Consider the following 17,294-nt stretch of genomic DNA (forward strand, 5'->3'; position numbering starts at 1 on the left):
CGAGAGCCCATGACGCCCCCGCACAACTACCTCGCCGTAATCAAGGTCGTCGGTATCGGCGGTGGCGGCGTGAACGCGGTCAACCGCATGATCGAACAGGGACTCAAGGGAGTCGAGTTCATCGCGGTGAACACCGACGCCCAGGCCCTGCTCATGTCCGACGCCGACGTCAAGCTCGACGTGGGCCGTGAACTCACCCGGGGGCTCGGCGCCGGCGCGGATCCCGAGGTCGGCCGCAAGGCCGCCGAGGACCACAAGGACGAGATCGAAGAGGTGCTCAAGGGCGCCGACATGGTCTTCGTCACCGCCGGCGAGGGCGGCGGGACCGGCACCGGCGGCGCGCCCGTGGTCGCGAGCATCGCCCGCAAGCTCGGTGCGCTGACCGTCGGCGTCGTCACGCGGCCGTTCTCGTTCGAGGGCAAGCGCCGCGGCGGCCAGGCCGACACGGGCATCCAGACCCTGCGCGAGTCCTGCGACACCCTCATCGTCATCCCCAACGACCGGCTGCTGCAGCTCGGCGACGCCGCCGTCAGCCTCATGGACGCGTTCCGCTCCGCCGACGAGGTGCTGCTCAACGGTGTCCAGGGCATCACCGACCTCATCACCACCCCCGGCCTGATCAACGTCGACTTCGCCGACGTCAAGGGCGTGATGTCCGGCGCCGGCAGCGCGCTGATGGGCATCGGTTCCTCCCGCGGGGAGGGCCGGGCCATCAAGGCCGCCGAGGCGGCGATCAACTCGCCGCTGCTCGAGGCGTCGATGGAAGGCGCGCGCGGCGTGCTGCTGTCCATCGCCGGCGGCTCCGACCTCGGCCTGTTCGAGATCAACGAGGCGGCTTCGCTGGTGCAGGAGGCCGCCCACATCGACGCGAACATCATCTTCGGCACCGTCATCGACGACTCCCTGGGCGACGAGGTGCGCGTCACCGTCATCGCGGCCGGGTTCGACGGCGGCACCCCGGCGCGGCGTCCCGTGGAATCGGCCCCGCCGACCACCGCAACGCGCGGCGGCACCATCGGCGCGGGACGTGCCGGCGACGTCGGCCGCCCGGAGCGGGAGCGGGCCGAGGAGATGCCGGCGCGTGAGCAGCAGCCCGTCGCGGGCAGTTCGCTGCCGCCGATCGGGTCTGCGCAGCCGGCACGGCCGGTGGAGGTCGACGAGGACGGCGACGACGACGTCGACGTGCCGATCTTCATGCGCCGGTGACGGTGGCACAGTCGGCTCTCCGGGCGCGGCGGGTCGTCACCACCCGCGCCGGCGGCGTCTCCGCCCCGCCCTACGACTCGTTCAATCTCGGTGACCACGTGGGTGACGACCCGGCGGCGGTCGAGGCGAACCGTCGCCGCCTCGCCGCGGCGATCGGGCAGCCCTACGAGCGGCTGGTGTGGATGGAGCAGATCCACAGCCGCAACGTCACCGTCGTGGACGGCCCGGTCGACGGCCCGGTGCCCGCGACCGACGCCCTGGTCACGCGCGAGCCCGGCCTCGCGCTCGTCACCCTGAGCGCGGACTGTGTGCCGGTGCTGCTCTCGGACGAGGAGGCGGGCGTGATCGCCGCGGTGCACGCGGGCCGGATCGGCGCCCGCGTGGGCATCGTTCCCCGCGTCCTGGACACGATGGTCGAGCTCGGTGCGCACCGCGAGCGCATCGGCGCGTTCCTCGGGCCCGCCGCGAGCGGACGCCGGTACGAGGTGCCCGCCTCGATGCAGGCCGACGTGGAGGCGCACCTGCCCGGCAGCGCCACCCGCACCGTTCGGGGCACGCCCGGGCTGGACCTGCGCGCGGGGCTGCGCCGGCAACTGCGCGCGCACGGCGTCGTGGCGGTCGCGGAGGATCCCCGGTGCACCATCGAGGATCCGACGTTGTTCAGTCATCGCCGTCAGGCGCCGACCGGACGGTTGGCGGCGGTGATCTGGCTCGAGGCCGTATCGGCCACCGGTGCCGGAGGTGGCCGGTGAGCGCAGCGGATCCCGGCGCGCGGCGCGCCGAGATCGCGGACGGGCTGCGGCGGGCACGCGAGCGGCTCGACGCCGCGGCCCGGGCCGCCGGCCGCGACCCGGCGGAGATCGCCCTGCTGCCGGTGACGAAGTTCTTCCCGGTCTCCGACGTGGAGATCCTCTACGGACTCGGGTGCCGGGCCTTCGGCGAATCCCGCGAACAGGAGGCCGCCGCGAAGGTTGCCGAATTCCGTTCGCGTACAACCGATCCCGCTGTCGCATGGCACATGATCGGCCGGCTGCAGCGCAACAAGGCGCGTGCCGTCGCCCGCTGGGCCCACACCGTGCACTCGGTCGACAGCGTCCGGTTGGCGCACGCACTGGACGCCGGTGCGCAGGCCGCGCAGGAGTCCGGCGACCGCGAGACGCCCGTACGGGTGCTGCTGCAGGTCAGCCTCGACGACGATCCGCAGCGGGGCGGGGTGAGCGCCGCGGACCTGCCCGCACTCGCGGACGAGGTCGCCGCCGCCGGCGGACTCGAGTTGCGGGGCCTGATGGCGGTGCCGCCACTGGGATGGGACCCGGACGCCGCATTCGAACGGCTCGCCGGTCTCCACAGCGGGCTGCGCTCAGATCATCCCGAGGCCACCGAACTGTCGGCCGGCATGTCCGGCGACCTCGAGGCGGCGGTGCGATGGGGTTCGACATGCGTGCGTGTCGGAACCGCGGTGTTGGGCTCGCGGCCGTTAGCCTGAGTGTCGACCGCCGCGCGAGGAAGGTTGATCCATGAGCTCACTCCACAAGTTCAAGGCGTACTTCGGGATGGTGCCGCTCGAGGAATACGAGGACGACTACCTCGACGACCCCGCGAGCGCCCGCCGTGAGCGCGACCGGGAGTACGACGAGCCGCCGTACGCCGGCGGTGGTTACGGCCCGTCGCACCGCGACGAGTACAAGGCGGCGCGCCGGGAGGACGCCGGCCGCGACTTCGAGCCGGACGGCTTCGATCGCTACGAGCCCCCCGTGCGGGCGGCCCGCGTGGAGCCGATCACGGCCCGCGCACCGCGCCCGACCCCGCCGCCGGCCCGCGCCGCCGCGCGGTCGTCGCTCGGCTCCGAGGGCCGGCTCGAACGGTCCGAGGCCCGTCGCGGCGCACTGTTCGACGAGGGAGGCCCGTTGTCGAAGATCACCACGCTGCGTCCCCGGGACTACGGCGAGGCCCGCACCATCGGCGAGCGGTTCCGCGACGGCACCCCGGTGATCATGGATTTGGTGGAGATGAGCAACGCCGACGCCAAACGGCTCGTCGACTTCGCCGCCGGGCTGGCCTTCGCGCTGCGCGGCTCGTTCGACAAGGTCGCCACCAAGGTGTTCCTGCTCTCCCCGGCGGACATCGACGTCTCCGCCGAGGAGCGCCGCCGGATCGCGGAGACGGGGTTCTACAACCAGCAGTGACCTGAACCCGCAGCGGCGGTTCCGGCACGGTCGACGCCCGGTGCCCGGTGTACAACACCGGACGCCGGGCGTTTCGGTTTGGCTCGATCCGCCGTCGTCGGGCAGAGTGGGCGGGTGGCCGTATTCGAGGTGCTCTGGTTCCTGCTGTTCATTTTCTGGCTGCTGCTGATCGGCCGGATCATTGTCGAGTTCATCCGGACGTTCGCGCGGGACTGGAAGCCGACGGGATTCGTCGTCGTCGTTCTCGAAGCAATCTTCACGGTCACCGATCCGCCGGTGAAACTGTTGCGCCGGCTCATTCCTCCGCTGAATCTCGGGGGAGTGCGACTGGATCTGTCCATCATGGTGCTGCTGTTCATCGTCTACTTCCTGATGGCGTTCATTCCCCGAGGTGGGACGCTCTGAGGGCCGACACCTGCTCGGACGATCCGCGCGAAAGCCGCCCTGTGCCAGAATGGGGTGCCAGTTACAGTGAGTTTGATACGCGTGACGCACTGTGGATATAACTGAATGCTTGCTTGACCGCTCACACGACGCGTGAAGGGATCCTTCCATGCCGCTGACCCCAGCTGATGTGCACAATGTCGCGTTCAGCAAGCCGCCGATCGGAAAGCGTGGCTACAACGAGGACGAGGTCGACGCGTTCCTGGATCTCGTCGAGCAGGAACTGACCCACCTGATCGAGGAGAACGCCGACCTGCGGCAGCGGGTGGCCGAGCTCGACCAGGAGCTCGCCGAGGCCAAGAAGGGTGCCCGACCCGGCGCGGCGGCACCGGCCCAGCCGGCCAAACCGGAGCCCGCTCGCGTCGTCGAGGCGCCGAAGCCGCCGGAACCCGCTCCGGCGCCGGCGCCCGCACCGGCCCCCGCACCGGTTGCGGCCGCACCGGCCTCCGGAGACGCGAGCATGCAGGCCGCCAAGGTCCTGGGCCTGGCCCAGGAGATGGCGGACCGCCTCACCGGCGACGCCAAGGCCGAGGCCGAGGAGCTGCTGCGCAACGCCCGCACCAATTCCGAGCAGCTCATCTCCGATGCGCGCACCCGCAGCGAGGCGATGATCGCCGACGCGCGGCAGAAGTCCGAGGCGATGCTCGCCGACGCCCGCACCCGCTCCGAGACGCAGCTGCGCCAGGCCAAGGAGAAGGCCGACGCGCTGCAGGCGGACGCCGAGAAGAAGCACACCGAGATCATGGCGACGATCAACCAGCAGCGCTCGGTGCTCGAGGGCCGCATCGAGCAGCTCAAGACCTTCGAGCGCGAGTACCGGGTGCGCCTGAAGTCCTACCTCGAATCTCAGCTCGAGGAGCTCGAACAGCGCGGTTCCGCCGTGCCGGTCGACGGTGGCCAGGAGGCGTTCAATCAGTCGAACTCCTCGTTCGGTTCCACGTCCTTCGCCAAGGGCAACAGCTGATCGAGGCGGCGGTCCGATGGTCGGGTTCCGATGAGGGTGCGCCGTGCTGGTGGTGACTCTCGCCCTTGCAGCCGTCGGCTTCGGCATGCTCGTCGTGGCCCTCATGACGGGGTCCGTGCTGTGGGCCTGGGGTTGCATCGTCGTGTGTGTGGTGGGCGCGGTCCTGTTGCTGATCAGCGCATTGAGTGGCAAGCGGACCGCGCCCCCGACGACGACGGGATCCGAGCCGAGACGGCGCCGCGAGGGACGCGATCCGAGCGAGTGAGCGCGGCGGCATAGAATAGTCCGAGAACAGTTTGCAGTGCTTTCCCCCGGCAGCCGCCGGGGACGGCGTCGATCCGGCCATCACCGGGGAGCCTTCGGAAGAACGGCCGTGCCGACCGGCACGACTCAGTAGAACCGAACGGGTGGGCCCGTCACAGCCCGAACGAGAGGCCCGTCCGGCCGGCAGAGCCCGGAGGGACGGTGCAAGCGGGGTGGTACCGCGGTTGCCGGCGCACAGGGCGCGGCGATCGTCCCCGTGCCGGACACGTCTAGGCACGAGGAGTCACGCTGTGACGAAGAGCACCCCCGACCGCCCGCAGGCCCCCGACGCACCGACCGGCGGATACCCGCGCGTCGACTACGGGGTCGCCAAGGACTCGGGCATCGACTTCCCCGAGCTCGAGGTGAAGGTCCTCGACGGGTGGGCGAAGGACGACACCTTCCGCGCCTCGGTCGCGAATCGCGACGGCGCCGACGAGTTCGTCTTCTACGACGGCCCGCCCTTCGCGAACGGCCTGCCCCACTACGGGCACCTGCTCACCGGCTACGTCAAGGACCTCATCCCGCGCTTCCAGACGATGCGCGGCAAGAAGGTCGAACGGCGCTTCGGCTGGGACTGTCACGGCCTGCCCGCCGAGCTCGAGGCGGAGAAGCAGCTCGGGATCAAGGACAAGTCCGAGATCGACACGATGGGGCTGGCCGAGTTCAACGCCTACTGCAAGACGTCGGTGCTGCGGTACACCGGGGAGTGGCGCGACTACGTCACCCGGCAGGCCCGCTGGGTGGACTTCGACAACGACTACAAGACCCTGGACCTCGACTTCATGGAGTCGGTCATGTGGGCCTTCAAGCAGCTCTACGACAAGGGCCTGATCTACCAGGGCTTCCGGGTCCTGCCGTACTCGTGGTACGAGCAGACCCCGCTGTCGAACCAGGAGACCCGGCTCGACGACGCCTACAAGATGCGTCAGGACCCGGCCGTCACCGTCGACATGGTGGTGCGCGCACCGGGCAGCGAACTCGACGGCGCCAACGCCCTGATCTGGACCACCACGCCGTGGACGCTGCCGTCCAACCTCGCGATCGCGGTGCACCCCGACATCACCTACGTCGCCGTCCGCGTGGGCGAGGGTGACGACGCGAGGACGTATGTGCTCGCGGAGGACCGACTCGGTCACTACGCCCGCGAGTTCGGCGACGAACCCGAGGTGCTGGGCCGGTACACCGGCGCGGACCTCGTCGGCCTGGCCTACGAGCCGCCGTTCGACTTCTTCGTGGGCCGGGAGAACGCCCACCGGATCATCGCGGCCGACTACGTCACCACCGACTCCGGCACCGGAATCGTCCACCTGGCACCGGCCTTCGGTGAAGAGGACATGGAGTACTGCCAGCGCAACGGCATCGAGCTGGTGCAGCCGCTCGATCCGGGCGGAAAGTTCACCGCCCTCGTTCCGCCCTACGAGGGTCTGCAGGTCTTCGACGCCAACCCGGTGATCATCAAGGACCTCAAGGCCGCCGGAAAACTGTTGCGGCACGAGACGATCGAGCACTCCTACCCGCACTCGTGGCGGTCCGGCCGGCCGCTGATCTACATGGCGGTCCCGTCGTGGTTCGTCGCCGTGACCCGGTTCCGGGACCGCATGGTGGAGCTGAACCAGCAGATCACCTGGGTGCCCGAGCACATCCGCGACGGCCAGTTCGGCAAGTGGCTCGAGGGTGCCCGCGACTGGAACATCAGCCGGAACCGCTACTGGGGCAGCCCCATCCCCGTGTGGGTCTCGGACGATCCGGCCTACCCGCGCGTCGACGTGTACGGCTCCCTCGACGAGCTCGAACGCGACTTCGGGGTGCGGCCGAGCGACCTGCACCGGCCGATGATCGACGAGCTGACCCGCCCCAACCCGGACGACCCGACCGGGAAGTCGACGATGCGCCGCGTCCCCGAGGTGCTCGACTGCTGGTTCGAGTCGGGGTCGATGCCGTTCGCCCAGGTGCACTATCCGTTCGAGAACACCGAATGGTTCGACTCGCACTATCCCGGCGACTTCATCGTCGAGTACAACGGTCAGACCCGCGGCTGGTTCTACACCCTGCACGTGCTCGCCACCGCGCTGTTCGACCGCCCCGCGTTCAAGACCGTCGCGGCCCACGGCATCGTGCTGGGCGACGACGGGCTGAAGATGAGCAAGTCCAAGGGCAACTACCCCGACGTCAACGAGGTTTTCGCCCGCGACGGCTCCGACGCCATGCGCTGGTTCCTGATGTCCTCGCCCATCCTGCGCGGCGGCAACCTCGTCGTCACCGAGCAGGGCATCCGCGAGGGCGTCCGGCAGGCGCTGCTGCCGCTGTGGAACGCGTGGAGCTTCCTGCAGCTGTACGCGTCCAAGCCCGGCACGTGGCGCACCGACTCGCCGCACGTGCTCGACCGGTACATCCTGGCCAAGCTCGCCGCCACCCGCGACGCCATCACCGACGCGCTCGAGGTGGTCGACATCGCCGGAGCATGCGACGAGCTGCGTACCTTCAGCGACGCCCTCACCAACTGGTACGTGCGCCGCTCCCGCAGCCGGTTCTGGGACGAGGACGCCGACGCGATCGACACCCTGCACACGGTGCTCGAGGTCGTCAGCCGCCTCGCCGCCCCCATGCTGCCGCTGGTCACCGAGGTGATCTGGCGCGGCCTGACCGGCGGCCGCTCCGTGCATCTGGCGGACTGGCCGGCCGCCGGGGACCTGCCGGCCGACCCGGCCCTGGTCGAGTCGATGGACGAGGTCCGCTCGGTGTGCTCGACGGTGCTGTCGCTGCGCAAGGCCCAGAAGCTGCGCGTGCGGCTGCCGCTCCCGCAGGTCACCGTCGCCGCCCCCGAGGCGCACCGGCTGCAGCCGTTCGCCGAGCTCGTCCAGGACGAGGTCAACGTCAAGTCGGTCGAGCTGACCGAGGACGTCGATGCGCACGGCCGCTTCGAGCTGGTCGTCAACGCCCGGGCCGCGGGACCGCGCCTCGGCAAGGACGTGCAGACGGTGATCAGGGCCGTCAAGGCCGGGGACTGGTCCGAGGCGGCCGACGGCACCGTCACGGCCGCCGGTATCGCGCTGCTGCCGGAGGAGTACACCACCCGCCTGGTCGCGGCGGAGCCGGAGTCGACGGCCGCGCTGCCCGGCGGCGCCGGCCTGGTGGTGCTGGACTCCACGGTCACCGAGGAGCTCGAGGCCGAGGGCTGGGCGAAGGACCGGATCCGCGAGCTGCAGGACGCGCGCCGCAACCTGGGCCTGGACGTCTCGGACCGCATCTCCGTCGTGTTCGAGGTGCCGGCCGACCGCGCCGACTGGGCACTGCGGCACCGCGAGCTCATCGCCTCGGAGGTGCTCGCCACCAGCTTCGAACTCGCGCCCGCCGGGGACGGGGCGCTCGACCTCGGTGAAGGGGTGCGCGCGGCCATCGTCAAGGCATGAGCGTCCCGGTGACCGGGGTGCGCGGCGCGGCCACGACGGCGGTGACGCCGATGCGGGCGTGATGTCGGTGCGAGGGGCGAGGATGCCCGGGTGCCCCCCGTGGTGAATCCGAGCGGTCGGCGCTGGGTGCTGCACCTGGACCTGGACGCCTTCTTCGCCTCCGCCGAACAACTGACCCGGCCGACCCTACGGGGTCGGCCGGTGCTCGTCGGCGGCCTCGGCGCGCGCGGCGTCGTCGCCGGGGCCAGCTACGAAGCCCGCGTCTTCGGGGCGCGGTCGGCGATGCCGATGAGCCGGGCCCGCCGGCTGGTGGGGCCCGCCGCGGTGGTGCTGCCGCCGCGCGGGGTGCTGTACCAGGCGCTCAGCCAGACCGTGTTCGACGTGTTGCGCGAGCGCATCCCCGTGCTCGAGACGCTGTCGCTCGACGAGGCGTTCGCCGAACCCGCCGAGCTCGCCGGCGCCGCCCACCACGACGTGGAACGGTTCTGTGCGCGGCTGCGCGACGAGGTGCGGGCCCGCACCGGCCTCGTCGCGTCCGTCGGCGCCGGCTCCGGCAAGCAGATCGCCAAGATCGCCTCCGGCCTCACCAAGCCCGACGGAGCGCTCGTCGTGCGTCCCGAGGAGGAGTTGGCACTGCTGCACGGCCTGCCGGTACGCAAGCTGTGGGGGATCGGACCGGTGTCGGAGGAGCGCCTGCGGCGTCTGGGCATCGACACGATCGGTGACCTCGCGGCGCTGCCGGTCCCGGAGGCGGCCTCGATCCTGGGCGCCACGGTCGGCCCGGCGCTGCACCGGCTCGCCAACGGGCACGACGATCGACCGGTCGTCGAACGCGCCGACGCCAAGCAGGTCAGCGCCGAGACGACGTTCCCGACGGACATCGTCACCCTCGCCGAGCTGCGACGTGCCGTCACCGGCAGCGCCGCCGCAGCGCATCGCCGGTTGCGGCGCGACGGCCGGGCCGCCCGGACCGTCGTGCTCAAGCTGCGCAAGGCCGACATGAGCATCCTCACCCGCTCGTCGACGCTGCCGTACGCCACCGAGGATGTGGCGACGCTCACGGCGGCGGCGCAGCGGCTGGTGCTCGACCCGCTCGAGATCGGCCCGATCCGCCTCGTCGGCGTCGGCCTCGCCGGCCTGTCCAGCATCCGGCAGGAGTCGCTGTTCCCCGAGCTCGAGCAGCCCCCGGAGGACCCGGTGGAGTCGTCGCCGGACGCCGGGCCGGAGCACCTCACGACGGTGACGGGACGGCGGTGGCGTCCCGGCACGGACGTGCGGCATCCGGAGTTCGGACACGGCTGGGTGCAGGGCGCCGGGCACGGCGTGGTGACGATCCGCTTCGAGACGCGCTCGACCGGGCCGGGGCCGGCCCGCACCCTCGACGAGAACGATCCCGCCCTCTCCGAGGCCGATCCGCTCGCCGGCCTCGGGTGAGCGCGCGGGCCCCGCCGCTCTCACGGTCTTCTTACTACCGCCGGGTACGCTTACGGGCGATCCGCTGTCCCGGTGGAGCATCCGCTGCTGGATGAACCGAGCACGGTACACCCGTGCACGATCGAGAACGAGAAGGACGAGAAGTTGAAGCTTCGCAAGATCACTGTCGCCACGGTGGCTCTGGCCGCCGCCCTCACGATGTCCGCCTGCAGCTCGGACGACGGAGGTAGCTCGACCTCGACCTCGGCGAAGACCACCACCAGCACCACGACCGCCGCCGCGCAGTACCCGCCGGTGCCGACCGTCGAGGACCTCAACGCCATGCTGGCCAAGGCGTTCGACGAGACCGTCCCGGCCGAGGAGAAGGTGAACCTCGTGCAGGGTGCCGAGCAGGATCCCGCCCTGATCGACCAGGTCGCCGCCGCGGCCAAGCAAGCCGGCGCGCAGATCACCGTCCTGGACGTCAACGACAACCAGAACGGCACGGTCACCGCCGGCATCGAGACCCTGCTGGCCGGTGCGCAGCAGCCCGCCGTCGGCACCGTCGACTTCGTCGCGGAGAACGGCGTGTGGAAGCTGTCGAAGAACAACGCCTGCGCCATCGTCGCGACGGCCCAGCTGCAGTCGCCGGCCTGCGCCTGACGTAGACCGACACGGCGGCCGGGGCGGAGATCCGCCCCGGCCGCCGCCGCGTCCGCCCGTCCGCTCAGGACTGCCAGCGCACCCGGTCCACCAGGGTCTGCGCCAGACGGGTGGTGCCCGCGGGATCGCTGTACGCCTGCTCCCCGCCGACCGTGAGGTCCCCGGCGATCGGGAGCGGCCGGCCGAGGTCGATGGTCATCGTGCCTTCGCCGGTCATCTCGTACCGGTCGATGGTCAGCCGACCGGACCCGTTCGGCAGCGCCCAGGTGGCCTCGCGCGGGGTCTGGGTGATGCGCAGGTGCACGGTCAGCAGGTCGCCGTCCCGCTCGAGCAGGCTCGCGGTGGCGACCTGATCGAGCGCCATCCCGCTCATCACCTGTTGGTGGATCTCCCACACCCCACCCACGCCGATCTCCTCCTCGGGGAACGACACCATCCGGTACACGGCCTGGTAGAAGGCCTGCTCGATGGCCGATCGGGCGATGTCCGCGGAGTCCGGCGTGGGATCGAGCCGCAGCGCGCTCACCGCGCCGGACGGGGACATCGTCAGTCCCGCCTCGGATCCCCGAGCGGGCCCGAGCGCTGCGGCGAGGGCCGCATCCGGCGAGGTGGCGTCGTCGATCCGCAGGTCCACGAGGCTGCTCGGCGAGGCGTCCGACACGGCGTCGCTCACCCGCGCGGTGAGCGGCAACGTCAGTTCGGGGGTGGAGAAGTCCTGTGCCGGCTGATCGCCGATCGACTGGAAGACCTGCGAGGCGGTCGTCAGCGCCACCTGCTGGCTCGTGTCGACGGGTGGGGTGAGCCGGATCCGGCTGCGCGGCTCGGCCCCCGGCTCCAGGACCACCGCGGTGACCGCGGCGACGGGCACCGTGACCTCCGTCGAGGTCGCCGTCGACGTGGGGGCGGCACCGTCGGCGGAGTTGCCGCACCCGGCGAGGAGGGTGGTCAGGGACAGGGCCACACCGAGGGAGCGGGCCCTCGGGCGGGCGAATCTGGGCAGCACAGGCACGCACCCCAGGGTAGCCACGGCGGGCGGGGTGGCCGTCGCGCTCCTCGGATGGGGGATGATGGCAGGGTGACCGACGACCCCACCGAGCACGATGCCCACCCCGACGCCGTCGCGGAACCCCCGGTTGCGTCGTCCTCGGCCGGAACCCCGGCGAAGGACGCGCCCGCGCCGGCCCGGCGGCTGCGCGAGCTGCTCGCCCTCGCCGCGGTGATCTTCGGGTTCGACCTGCTCACCAAGGTGCTGGCCGTCCACTACATCGATCCGGCCGATCCCGTCTCGATCGTCGGGGACACCGTGACGCTCACGTTGGTGCGCAACCCGGGCGCCGCCTTCTCGATGGCCACCGGCATGACGTGGCTGCTGACCCTGGTCGCCGTCGCCGTCGTGGTGGGCGTGGTCAGGATCGGCCGCACGCTGCGATCGGGCTGGTGGGCGCTGGGACTCGGGCTCGTCCTCGGGGGCGCGCTGGGTAATCTCGTCGACCGGATCTTCCGTTCCCCGGGCCCGCTGCAGGGCCACGTCGTCGACTTCGTGTCGGTCGGCTGGTGGCCGGTGTTCAACGTCGCCGATTCCGCCATCGTCTGCGGCGCGATCCTGCTCGTGGCGCTGACCGTCTTCGGCGTCGAACCGGACGGCTCGCGGAAGACCGGCTCCTCCGACAGCAGAAAGGAAGCACACAAGTGAGAGAAACCCGGGCGATGCCCGTCCCCGACGGGCTCGACGGGATGCGGGTCGACGCGGGCCTGGCACGGCTGCTCGGCCTGTCGCGCACGGCGATCGCCGCCCTGACCGAGGAGGGAGCCGTCCTGGTCGACGGTGCCGCCGCGGGCAAGTCCGATCGACTGTCCGCCGGTTCCTGGCTCGAGGTGGAACTGCCCGAGCCGCCCCGGCCCCTCACCATCGAGGCGACGCCCGTGGAGGGCATGGAGATCCTCTATGCGGACGACGACATCGTCGCCGTCGACAAGCCCGTCGGCGTCGCCGCGCACGCGAGCGTCGGCTGGACCGGGCCGACCGTGATCGGCGGACTGGCGGCCGCCGGATTTCGCATCTCCACCTCCGGCGCCCACGAGCGGCAGGGCATCGTCCACCGCCTCGACGTCGGCACGTCCGGGGTCATGGTCGTCGCGACGTCCGAGCGCGCCTACACGGTGCTCAAGCGGGCCTTCAAGCAGCGCACCATCGACAAGCGCTACCACGCCCTCGTGCAGGGGCACCCCGATCCGAGCAGCGGCACGATCGACGCGCCGATCGGCCGGCATCGCAGCAGCGACTGGAAGTTCGCCGTCACCGCCGACGGCAAGCCCAGCATCACCCACTACGACACGATCGAGGCGTTCCAGGCCGCGAGCCTGCTCGACATCCACCTCGAGACCGGCCGCACCCATCAGATCCGCGTGCACTTCTCCGCGCTGCGGCACCCCTGCTGCGGTGACCTGACCTACGGCGCCGACCCGCGCCTGGCCGAGCGGCTCGGCCTCGAGCGGCAGTGGCTGCACGCCCGGTCGCTCGGGTTCGCGCATCCCGCCGACGGGCGCTGGATCGAGATCACCAGCAAGTACCCGGCCGACCTCGAGCACGCGCTCGCCGTGCTGCGCAGCGCCTGACCGTGCGGCGCGTGTCCCTGCCGTGGGCGGCGACGGCGGCACTGCTGCTGGCGGTGCTCGCGGCCGGGCTGCTCACGCCGGCCCGGACGGCGACGGTGCGCACCGACACCCTCGGCCCCGACCACGGCGAGGCGGTCGCCGGCTACCTCGCGCGCGCCCAGGCGAGCGTCGAGTCCGGCACCGGCGAACCGCGGTGGGGCCTGGTGTCCTTCGCGACGCCGGTGACGGTCGAGCAGGCGGCGGCGCTGCCGGGAGACCCTCGCATCGCGCAGGTGCTGTTCCGCGTCCCGATCGAGCGGGTGCAGACCCCACTGGTCCCGGTCGCCGTGCCCGCCCATCGGGAGGCGCTGCTGCGTGCGCCCGCCGTCGCGGCGGGCCGGCTGCGGCAGGCGGGCGGCGCCGACCGGGCCGCGCGCGTCGCCGCGGTCTCGGCCGATCGTCTCGCGGACGGGTGCGCCTGCGTCGTCGGCGTCGTGGTGCGCGTCGCGCCGGCGGTGGCGTCGGAGCTCGCCGTGGCCCCCGGCGTCCGCGCCGTCGAACTGCTGCCCGCGGACGCGGTCGCCGGCGCGTTCTCGGTGAACCCGCTGCTGCCCGAGCACGTCGACGTCGTCGCTCCGGGACCGGACGACGGCGAGCCCTGAGATCCGGTCGCGCAGGATCGGCGGGACAGACGCCTCGCCGGTGGGTACGGTGGCGCGGTGGCACGGGTTCTGGGGTATCTCCTGGTTGCGCTGCTCGCTGCGACCGGTCTGCTGTGGCCGCTGCTCGCCGGACTCGACACCGGCGACGCATCCGCCGCGTCGGATCCGGCGCGGATCACGAACTACACCGCCGACTACACCGTCGAGGCCGACGGCGGGCTCACCGCCACCGAAACCGTCACGGTCGCCTTCCCGGCCGGCCGGCACGGCATCTTCCGGTACTGGGACGTCACAACGGGCGCCGATCCGCACGTGCGCCACATCCCCGAGATCGTCTCCGTCGAACGCGACGGCGCGCCCGAGCCGTTCGAGACGAGCCGGCAACAGGGACACCGATTCGTCGTCGCGAAGATCGGGGACCCCGACGTGTACCTGGAGCCGGGCACCCACACCTATCGCATCGAGTACACCACCGAGGGGGTCCTCGACCCACCGGGCGGCGCCGCCGCGACGTTCGACACGGCCGCGGGGACGGCCGCCCCGGTCGGCTCGGTGTTCCACTGGAGCGTGGTTCCCGGCGGGTGGGAGATGGCCATCGACCGGGCCGACATCACGGTGCGGCTGCCCGCGGCGTCCGGCCTGGTCGAATGTGCGGTGTCGGGGGCGGCCTGCATCCTCGGCGGGGCCGGCACCGACACCGTCTCCGTCGGGGTGACCGGGCTCGAACCCCGGACGGCGGTGAACGTGCGCATCGGGCTCGGGCTCGACGCCCCGGCCCGGGCCACGGTGCCCTGGCCGGTCGCCTGGGATCCCATCCTCGGGCGGTCGGCGCCGGTCGTGGCGGTGGTCGCGATGCTGAGCCTGCTCGGATTCGCCGTCGCGGCCCGGTGGGCGTGGACAGCCCGCGAACCCGAGCCGGGCCTGCCGGTGCTGTACTCGCCGCCCGACGGCTTCGGACCGGTGCAGACCGTCTACCTCGCCTCCGAGCGGCCCGGGCCCGCGCCGCTCGCGGCGACGCTGCTGTACGCCGCAGAGGAGGAACTGGTCGAGCTGCGCCCCGCCGGCGGCGGGAAGAAGTCCGACGTGTGGGAGGTCCGCGGCGTCGCGTCCGCGGACAGGTGGGCGGCGACGGACCCGGTGACCCGGGCGGTCGGCGACGCACTGCAGATCTCGTACCCCGGCGCGGTGCTGCGGGCCGATGGCTCGAAGTCGGCGGGGGAACGGTTGTCGAAGGCGACGACGGAGCTGGCGTCGCAGTGCCGGATCTGGGCCCGCACCGAGGGACTGGTGGCCCCGTCGGCCCGCGAGCGTCTCGGCAAGGCGGCGGTGGTGCTGGCGCTGGTCCTCGCGGTGGTCGGGTTCGCGGTGCCGGTGTGGCCGAGCATGTGGGGCCTGCCGGCGGCGGCGTTCGTGTTCGGCGGATGGGAGCTGTTGCGGCCGGAGGCGGGGACGCGGCGCACCGCGAAGGGCCGCGAGATGTGGTCGCGTGCCGGTGGGTTCCGGCGCATGCTCGTGACCCCGTCGAGCGAGGACCGCTACCGGTTCTCGGCGGAACGCGACCTCTACACCCGCTACATTCCGCACGCGGTCGCGTTCGGCGTGGCCGACCGGTGGGCGGAGAAGTACCGCACGGTCACCGGGTCCGAGCCGCCGGCGCCGGCGTGGTACCCGTATTCGGTCGGAGTGCACGGATTCGCCTCGGGGACCGGGGGATTCGACAGCTTCGAGTCGGCCCTGTCGTCGTCGATCGGCGCGTACACCGCGTCGCAGTCCTCGTCGTCGGGCGGCGGTGGTGGCGGTGGTGGCGGCGGCGGCGGTGGTGGCGGCTCGTGGTGACCGATCGCCGCGGTGAACGAGGCACCGGCGCGTCCGCACCGGTGCCGGGCTACGGAAGGAGGGCGGCTCCATGGTGACCGCAATCGTGATCGTCGTCGTGCTGGTGGTGGTGCTCGGTGCCGTGTTCGTGGTCGGCTTCAACCGGCTGCGCCGCGCCGACGTGCTGGCCCAGGAGGCCCTCGGCGGCATCGACGTGCAACTGAGCCGGCGCGCGGACCTGGTGCCGAACCTCGTGGCGACGGTGCGCGGCTACGCGGCGCACGAGAAGAGCGTGCTCGAGGAGGTCACCGCCGCGCGCACCGCCGCGTCGCGGGCGGCTTCCGGCGGCACGGTCGCAGAGAAGGCCCAGGCCGACGCCCGGCTCGAGAAGGCGGTGTTCGACGTGCTCGCCGTCGCCGAGAACTACCCGGACCTGAAGGCATCGGCCAACTTCCTGGATCTGCAGCGCCAGCTCGGCGAGACCGAGGACCAGCTCGCCTTCGCCCGCCAGTACTACAACGACGCCGCGGGCCGGCTCAACACGTCGCTGAAGACGATCCCGTGGATGTTCTTCGCGGGACCGGCGGGTGTGCGCGAGCGTGAGTTCTACACCGCTCCGGCGGGCACGGAACTGCCGCCGACCGTGTCGTTCTGATCCACCCGGCGCGCGCGGTCGCGCCACCGGGCCCTACCGTTGAGCGGTGAGCAGCACCGCATCGCGCTTCGACGCCGGCATCGTGTGCGGGCTCGGCGCCTATCTGACGTGGGGACTCTTCCCGGCGTTCTTCGGGCTGCTCGAGCCCGCCGGACCCGTCGAGATCCTCGCCCACCGGGTGCTGTGGACGCTGCTGGCGATGCTGCTGCTGCTCGCCGTGCTCGGCCGGCTGGGCTCGCTGCGGGGACTGGGCGTGCGGGTGTGGGCCCTGGTCGCGGCGGCGTCGGTGGCCATCGCCGTCAACTGGGGTACGTACATCTACGGCGTCGTGTCGGGCCGGGTGGTCGAGACCGCGCTGGGCTACTTCATCAACCCGCTGGTCAGCGTGCTGTTCGGGGTGTTGTTCTTCCGGGAGCGCCTGCGCCGCGCCCAGGTCGCGGCCCTGTTCGTGGCGACCGCCGCGGTGGCGGTGATCACCGTGGACTACGGCCGGCCGCCGCTGATCGCGCTGACCCTGGCGTTCTCGTTCGCGCTGTACGGGGTGGTCAAGAAGATCGTGCCGCTCGATCCGCGGACGTCGCTGACGGGGGAGGGCATCGTCGCCGTGCCGTTCGCGGCGGGCTACCTGGTCTTCCTCGCCGTCACCGGCACCGGCACCTTCACCGGCCACGGGGCCGGGCACTCGCTGCTGCTCGTGTCGGCCGGGCTCGTCACGGCGCTGCCGCTGCTGCTGTTCGGGGCGGCCGCCCAGCGGGTGCCGCTGGTGACCCTCGGCATGCTGCAGTACCTGACCCCCGGCCTGCAGATGGCGTGGGGCGTGCTGGTGCTGCACGAGGACATGCCCGCCTCGCGGTGGATCGGATTCGGGCTGATCTGGACCGCGCTGGCGGTGTTCACCGTCGACGCCGTCCTGCGGGCCCGCACGGCGCGCGGACGCCTCGAACCGGTCACCTCGAGTACACCGGAGTAACACCG

17 protein-coding genes are annotated in these 17,294 nt (G+C 71.9%); 16 read left to right on the forward strand and 1 reads right to left on the reverse strand.

Annotation, left to right across the window (positions count from 1 at the left end):
- Positions 1–9 precede the first annotated feature (9 nt).
- The 10 genes from ftsZ (at position 10) to JYA75_RS16475 (ending at position 10,592) form a co-directional block, all read left to right on the forward strand.
- The gene (gene ftsZ / locus JYA75_RS16430; RefSeq protein WP_006933411.1) at positions 10–1,206 is read left to right on the forward strand and encodes a cell division protein FtsZ; all 1,197 of its coding nucleotides are present in this window, start codon (positions 10–12) and stop codon (positions 1,204–1,206) included.
- Positions 1,203–1,958 carry a peptidoglycan editing factor PgeF gene (pgeF, locus tag JYA75_RS16435; RefSeq protein WP_006933412.1) on the forward strand — a complete coding sequence of 252 codons (756 nt, stop codon included), beginning with the start codon at positions 1,203–1,205 and terminating at the stop codon, positions 1,956–1,958. Before ftsZ ends, pgeF begins: the two co-directional genes overlap by 4 nt.
- The gene (locus JYA75_RS16440; protein WP_043801958.1) at positions 1,955–2,692 is read left to right on the forward strand and encodes a YggS family pyridoxal phosphate-dependent enzyme; all 738 of its coding nucleotides are present in this window, start codon (positions 1,955–1,957) and stop codon (positions 2,690–2,692) included. Before pgeF ends, JYA75_RS16440 begins: the two co-directional genes overlap by 4 nt.
- A 31-nt stretch (positions 2,693–2,723) precedes the next feature.
- On the forward strand, positions 2,724–3,392 hold the full coding sequence (locus JYA75_RS16445; RefSeq protein WP_006933414.1) for a cell division protein SepF: 669 nt from the start codon (positions 2,724–2,726) through the stop codon (positions 3,390–3,392).
- Between the two features lie 114 nt (positions 3,393–3,506).
- On the forward strand, positions 3,507–3,797 hold the full coding sequence (locus JYA75_RS16450; RefSeq protein ID WP_003938221.1) for a YggT family protein: 291 nt from the start codon (positions 3,507–3,509) through the stop codon (positions 3,795–3,797).
- 148 nt (positions 3,798–3,945) lie between these two features.
- Positions 3,946–4,800 carry a DivIVA domain-containing protein gene (locus tag JYA75_RS16455; protein WP_043801962.1) on the forward strand — a complete coding sequence of 285 codons (855 nt, stop codon included), beginning with the start codon at positions 3,946–3,948 and terminating at the stop codon, positions 4,798–4,800.
- 43 nt (positions 4,801–4,843) lie between these two features.
- Positions 4,844–5,065, forward strand: a complete 222-nt coding sequence (locus JYA75_RS16460) for a hypothetical protein (RefSeq protein WP_006933419.1) — start codon at positions 4,844–4,846, stop codon at positions 5,063–5,065.
- Between the two features lie 289 nt (positions 5,066–5,354).
- Positions 5,355–8,516, forward strand: a complete 3,162-nt coding sequence (ileS, locus tag JYA75_RS16465) for an isoleucine--tRNA ligase (protein ID WP_006933421.1) — start codon at positions 5,355–5,357, stop codon at positions 8,514–8,516.
- Positions 8,517–8,606: 90 nt separating this feature from the next.
- Positions 8,607–9,950 (forward strand): DNA polymerase IV, encoded by a 1,344-nt coding sequence (locus JYA75_RS16470; protein ID WP_235431064.1) that lies wholly within the window; start codon positions 8,607–8,609, stop codon positions 9,948–9,950.
- 144 nt (positions 9,951–10,094) lie between these two features.
- Positions 10,095–10,592, forward strand: coding sequence for a hypothetical protein (locus JYA75_RS16475; protein WP_029544171.1), 498 nt, complete (start codon positions 10,095–10,097; stop codon positions 10,590–10,592).
- A gap of 64 nt (positions 10,593–10,656) precedes the next feature.
- On the opposite strand, the gene JYA75_RS16480 is transcribed toward JYA75_RS16475, so the two are convergent.
- Entirely contained in the window at positions 10,657–11,553 is an 897-nt protein-coding gene (locus tag JYA75_RS16480) for a hypothetical protein (RefSeq protein ID WP_006933429.1), read from the reverse strand.
- 114 nt (positions 11,554–11,667) lie between these two features.
- On the opposite strand from JYA75_RS16480, the gene lspA reads away from it, so the two are divergent.
- The 6 genes from lspA (at position 11,668) to rarD (ending at position 17,289) form a co-directional block, all read left to right on the forward strand.
- Entirely contained in the window at positions 11,668–12,285 is a 618-nt protein-coding gene (gene lspA / locus JYA75_RS16485; protein WP_006933431.1) for a signal peptidase II, read from the forward strand.
- A 14-nt stretch (positions 12,286–12,299) separates the two neighbouring features.
- Entirely contained in the window at positions 12,300–13,208 is a 909-nt protein-coding gene (locus tag JYA75_RS16490) for an RluA family pseudouridine synthase (RefSeq protein WP_174824791.1), read from the forward strand.
- A gap of 11 nt (positions 13,209–13,219) precedes the next feature.
- Positions 13,220–13,849: a hypothetical protein gene (locus tag JYA75_RS16495; protein WP_185712789.1), complete on the forward strand. Its 630-nt coding sequence runs from the start codon at positions 13,220–13,222 to the stop codon at positions 13,847–13,849.
- A 57-nt stretch (positions 13,850–13,906) separates the two neighbouring features.
- The gene (locus tag JYA75_RS16500) at positions 13,907–15,685 is read left to right on the forward strand and encodes a DUF2207 domain-containing protein (protein ID WP_065922495.1); all 1,779 of its coding nucleotides are present in this window, start codon (positions 13,907–13,909) and stop codon (positions 15,683–15,685) included.
- 70 nt (positions 15,686–15,755) lie between these two features.
- A complete protein-coding gene (locus JYA75_RS16505; RefSeq protein WP_043801901.1) occupies positions 15,756–16,319 on the forward strand; it encodes a LemA family protein in 564 nt (187 codons plus the stop codon).
- A 46-nt stretch (positions 16,320–16,365) separates the two neighbouring features.
- Complete coding sequence (gene rarD, locus JYA75_RS16510; protein ID WP_006933438.1) at positions 16,366–17,289, forward strand: EamA family transporter RarD; 924 nt, start codon at positions 16,366–16,368, stop codon at positions 17,287–17,289.
- Positions 17,290–17,294: the final 5 nt, after the last annotated feature.

The organism is Rhodococcus sp. PSBB066 (assembly GCF_017068255.1).
GTDB classification, from domain to species: domain Bacteria; phylum Actinomycetota; class Actinomycetes; order Mycobacteriales; family Mycobacteriaceae; genus Rhodococcus; species Rhodococcus aetherivorans.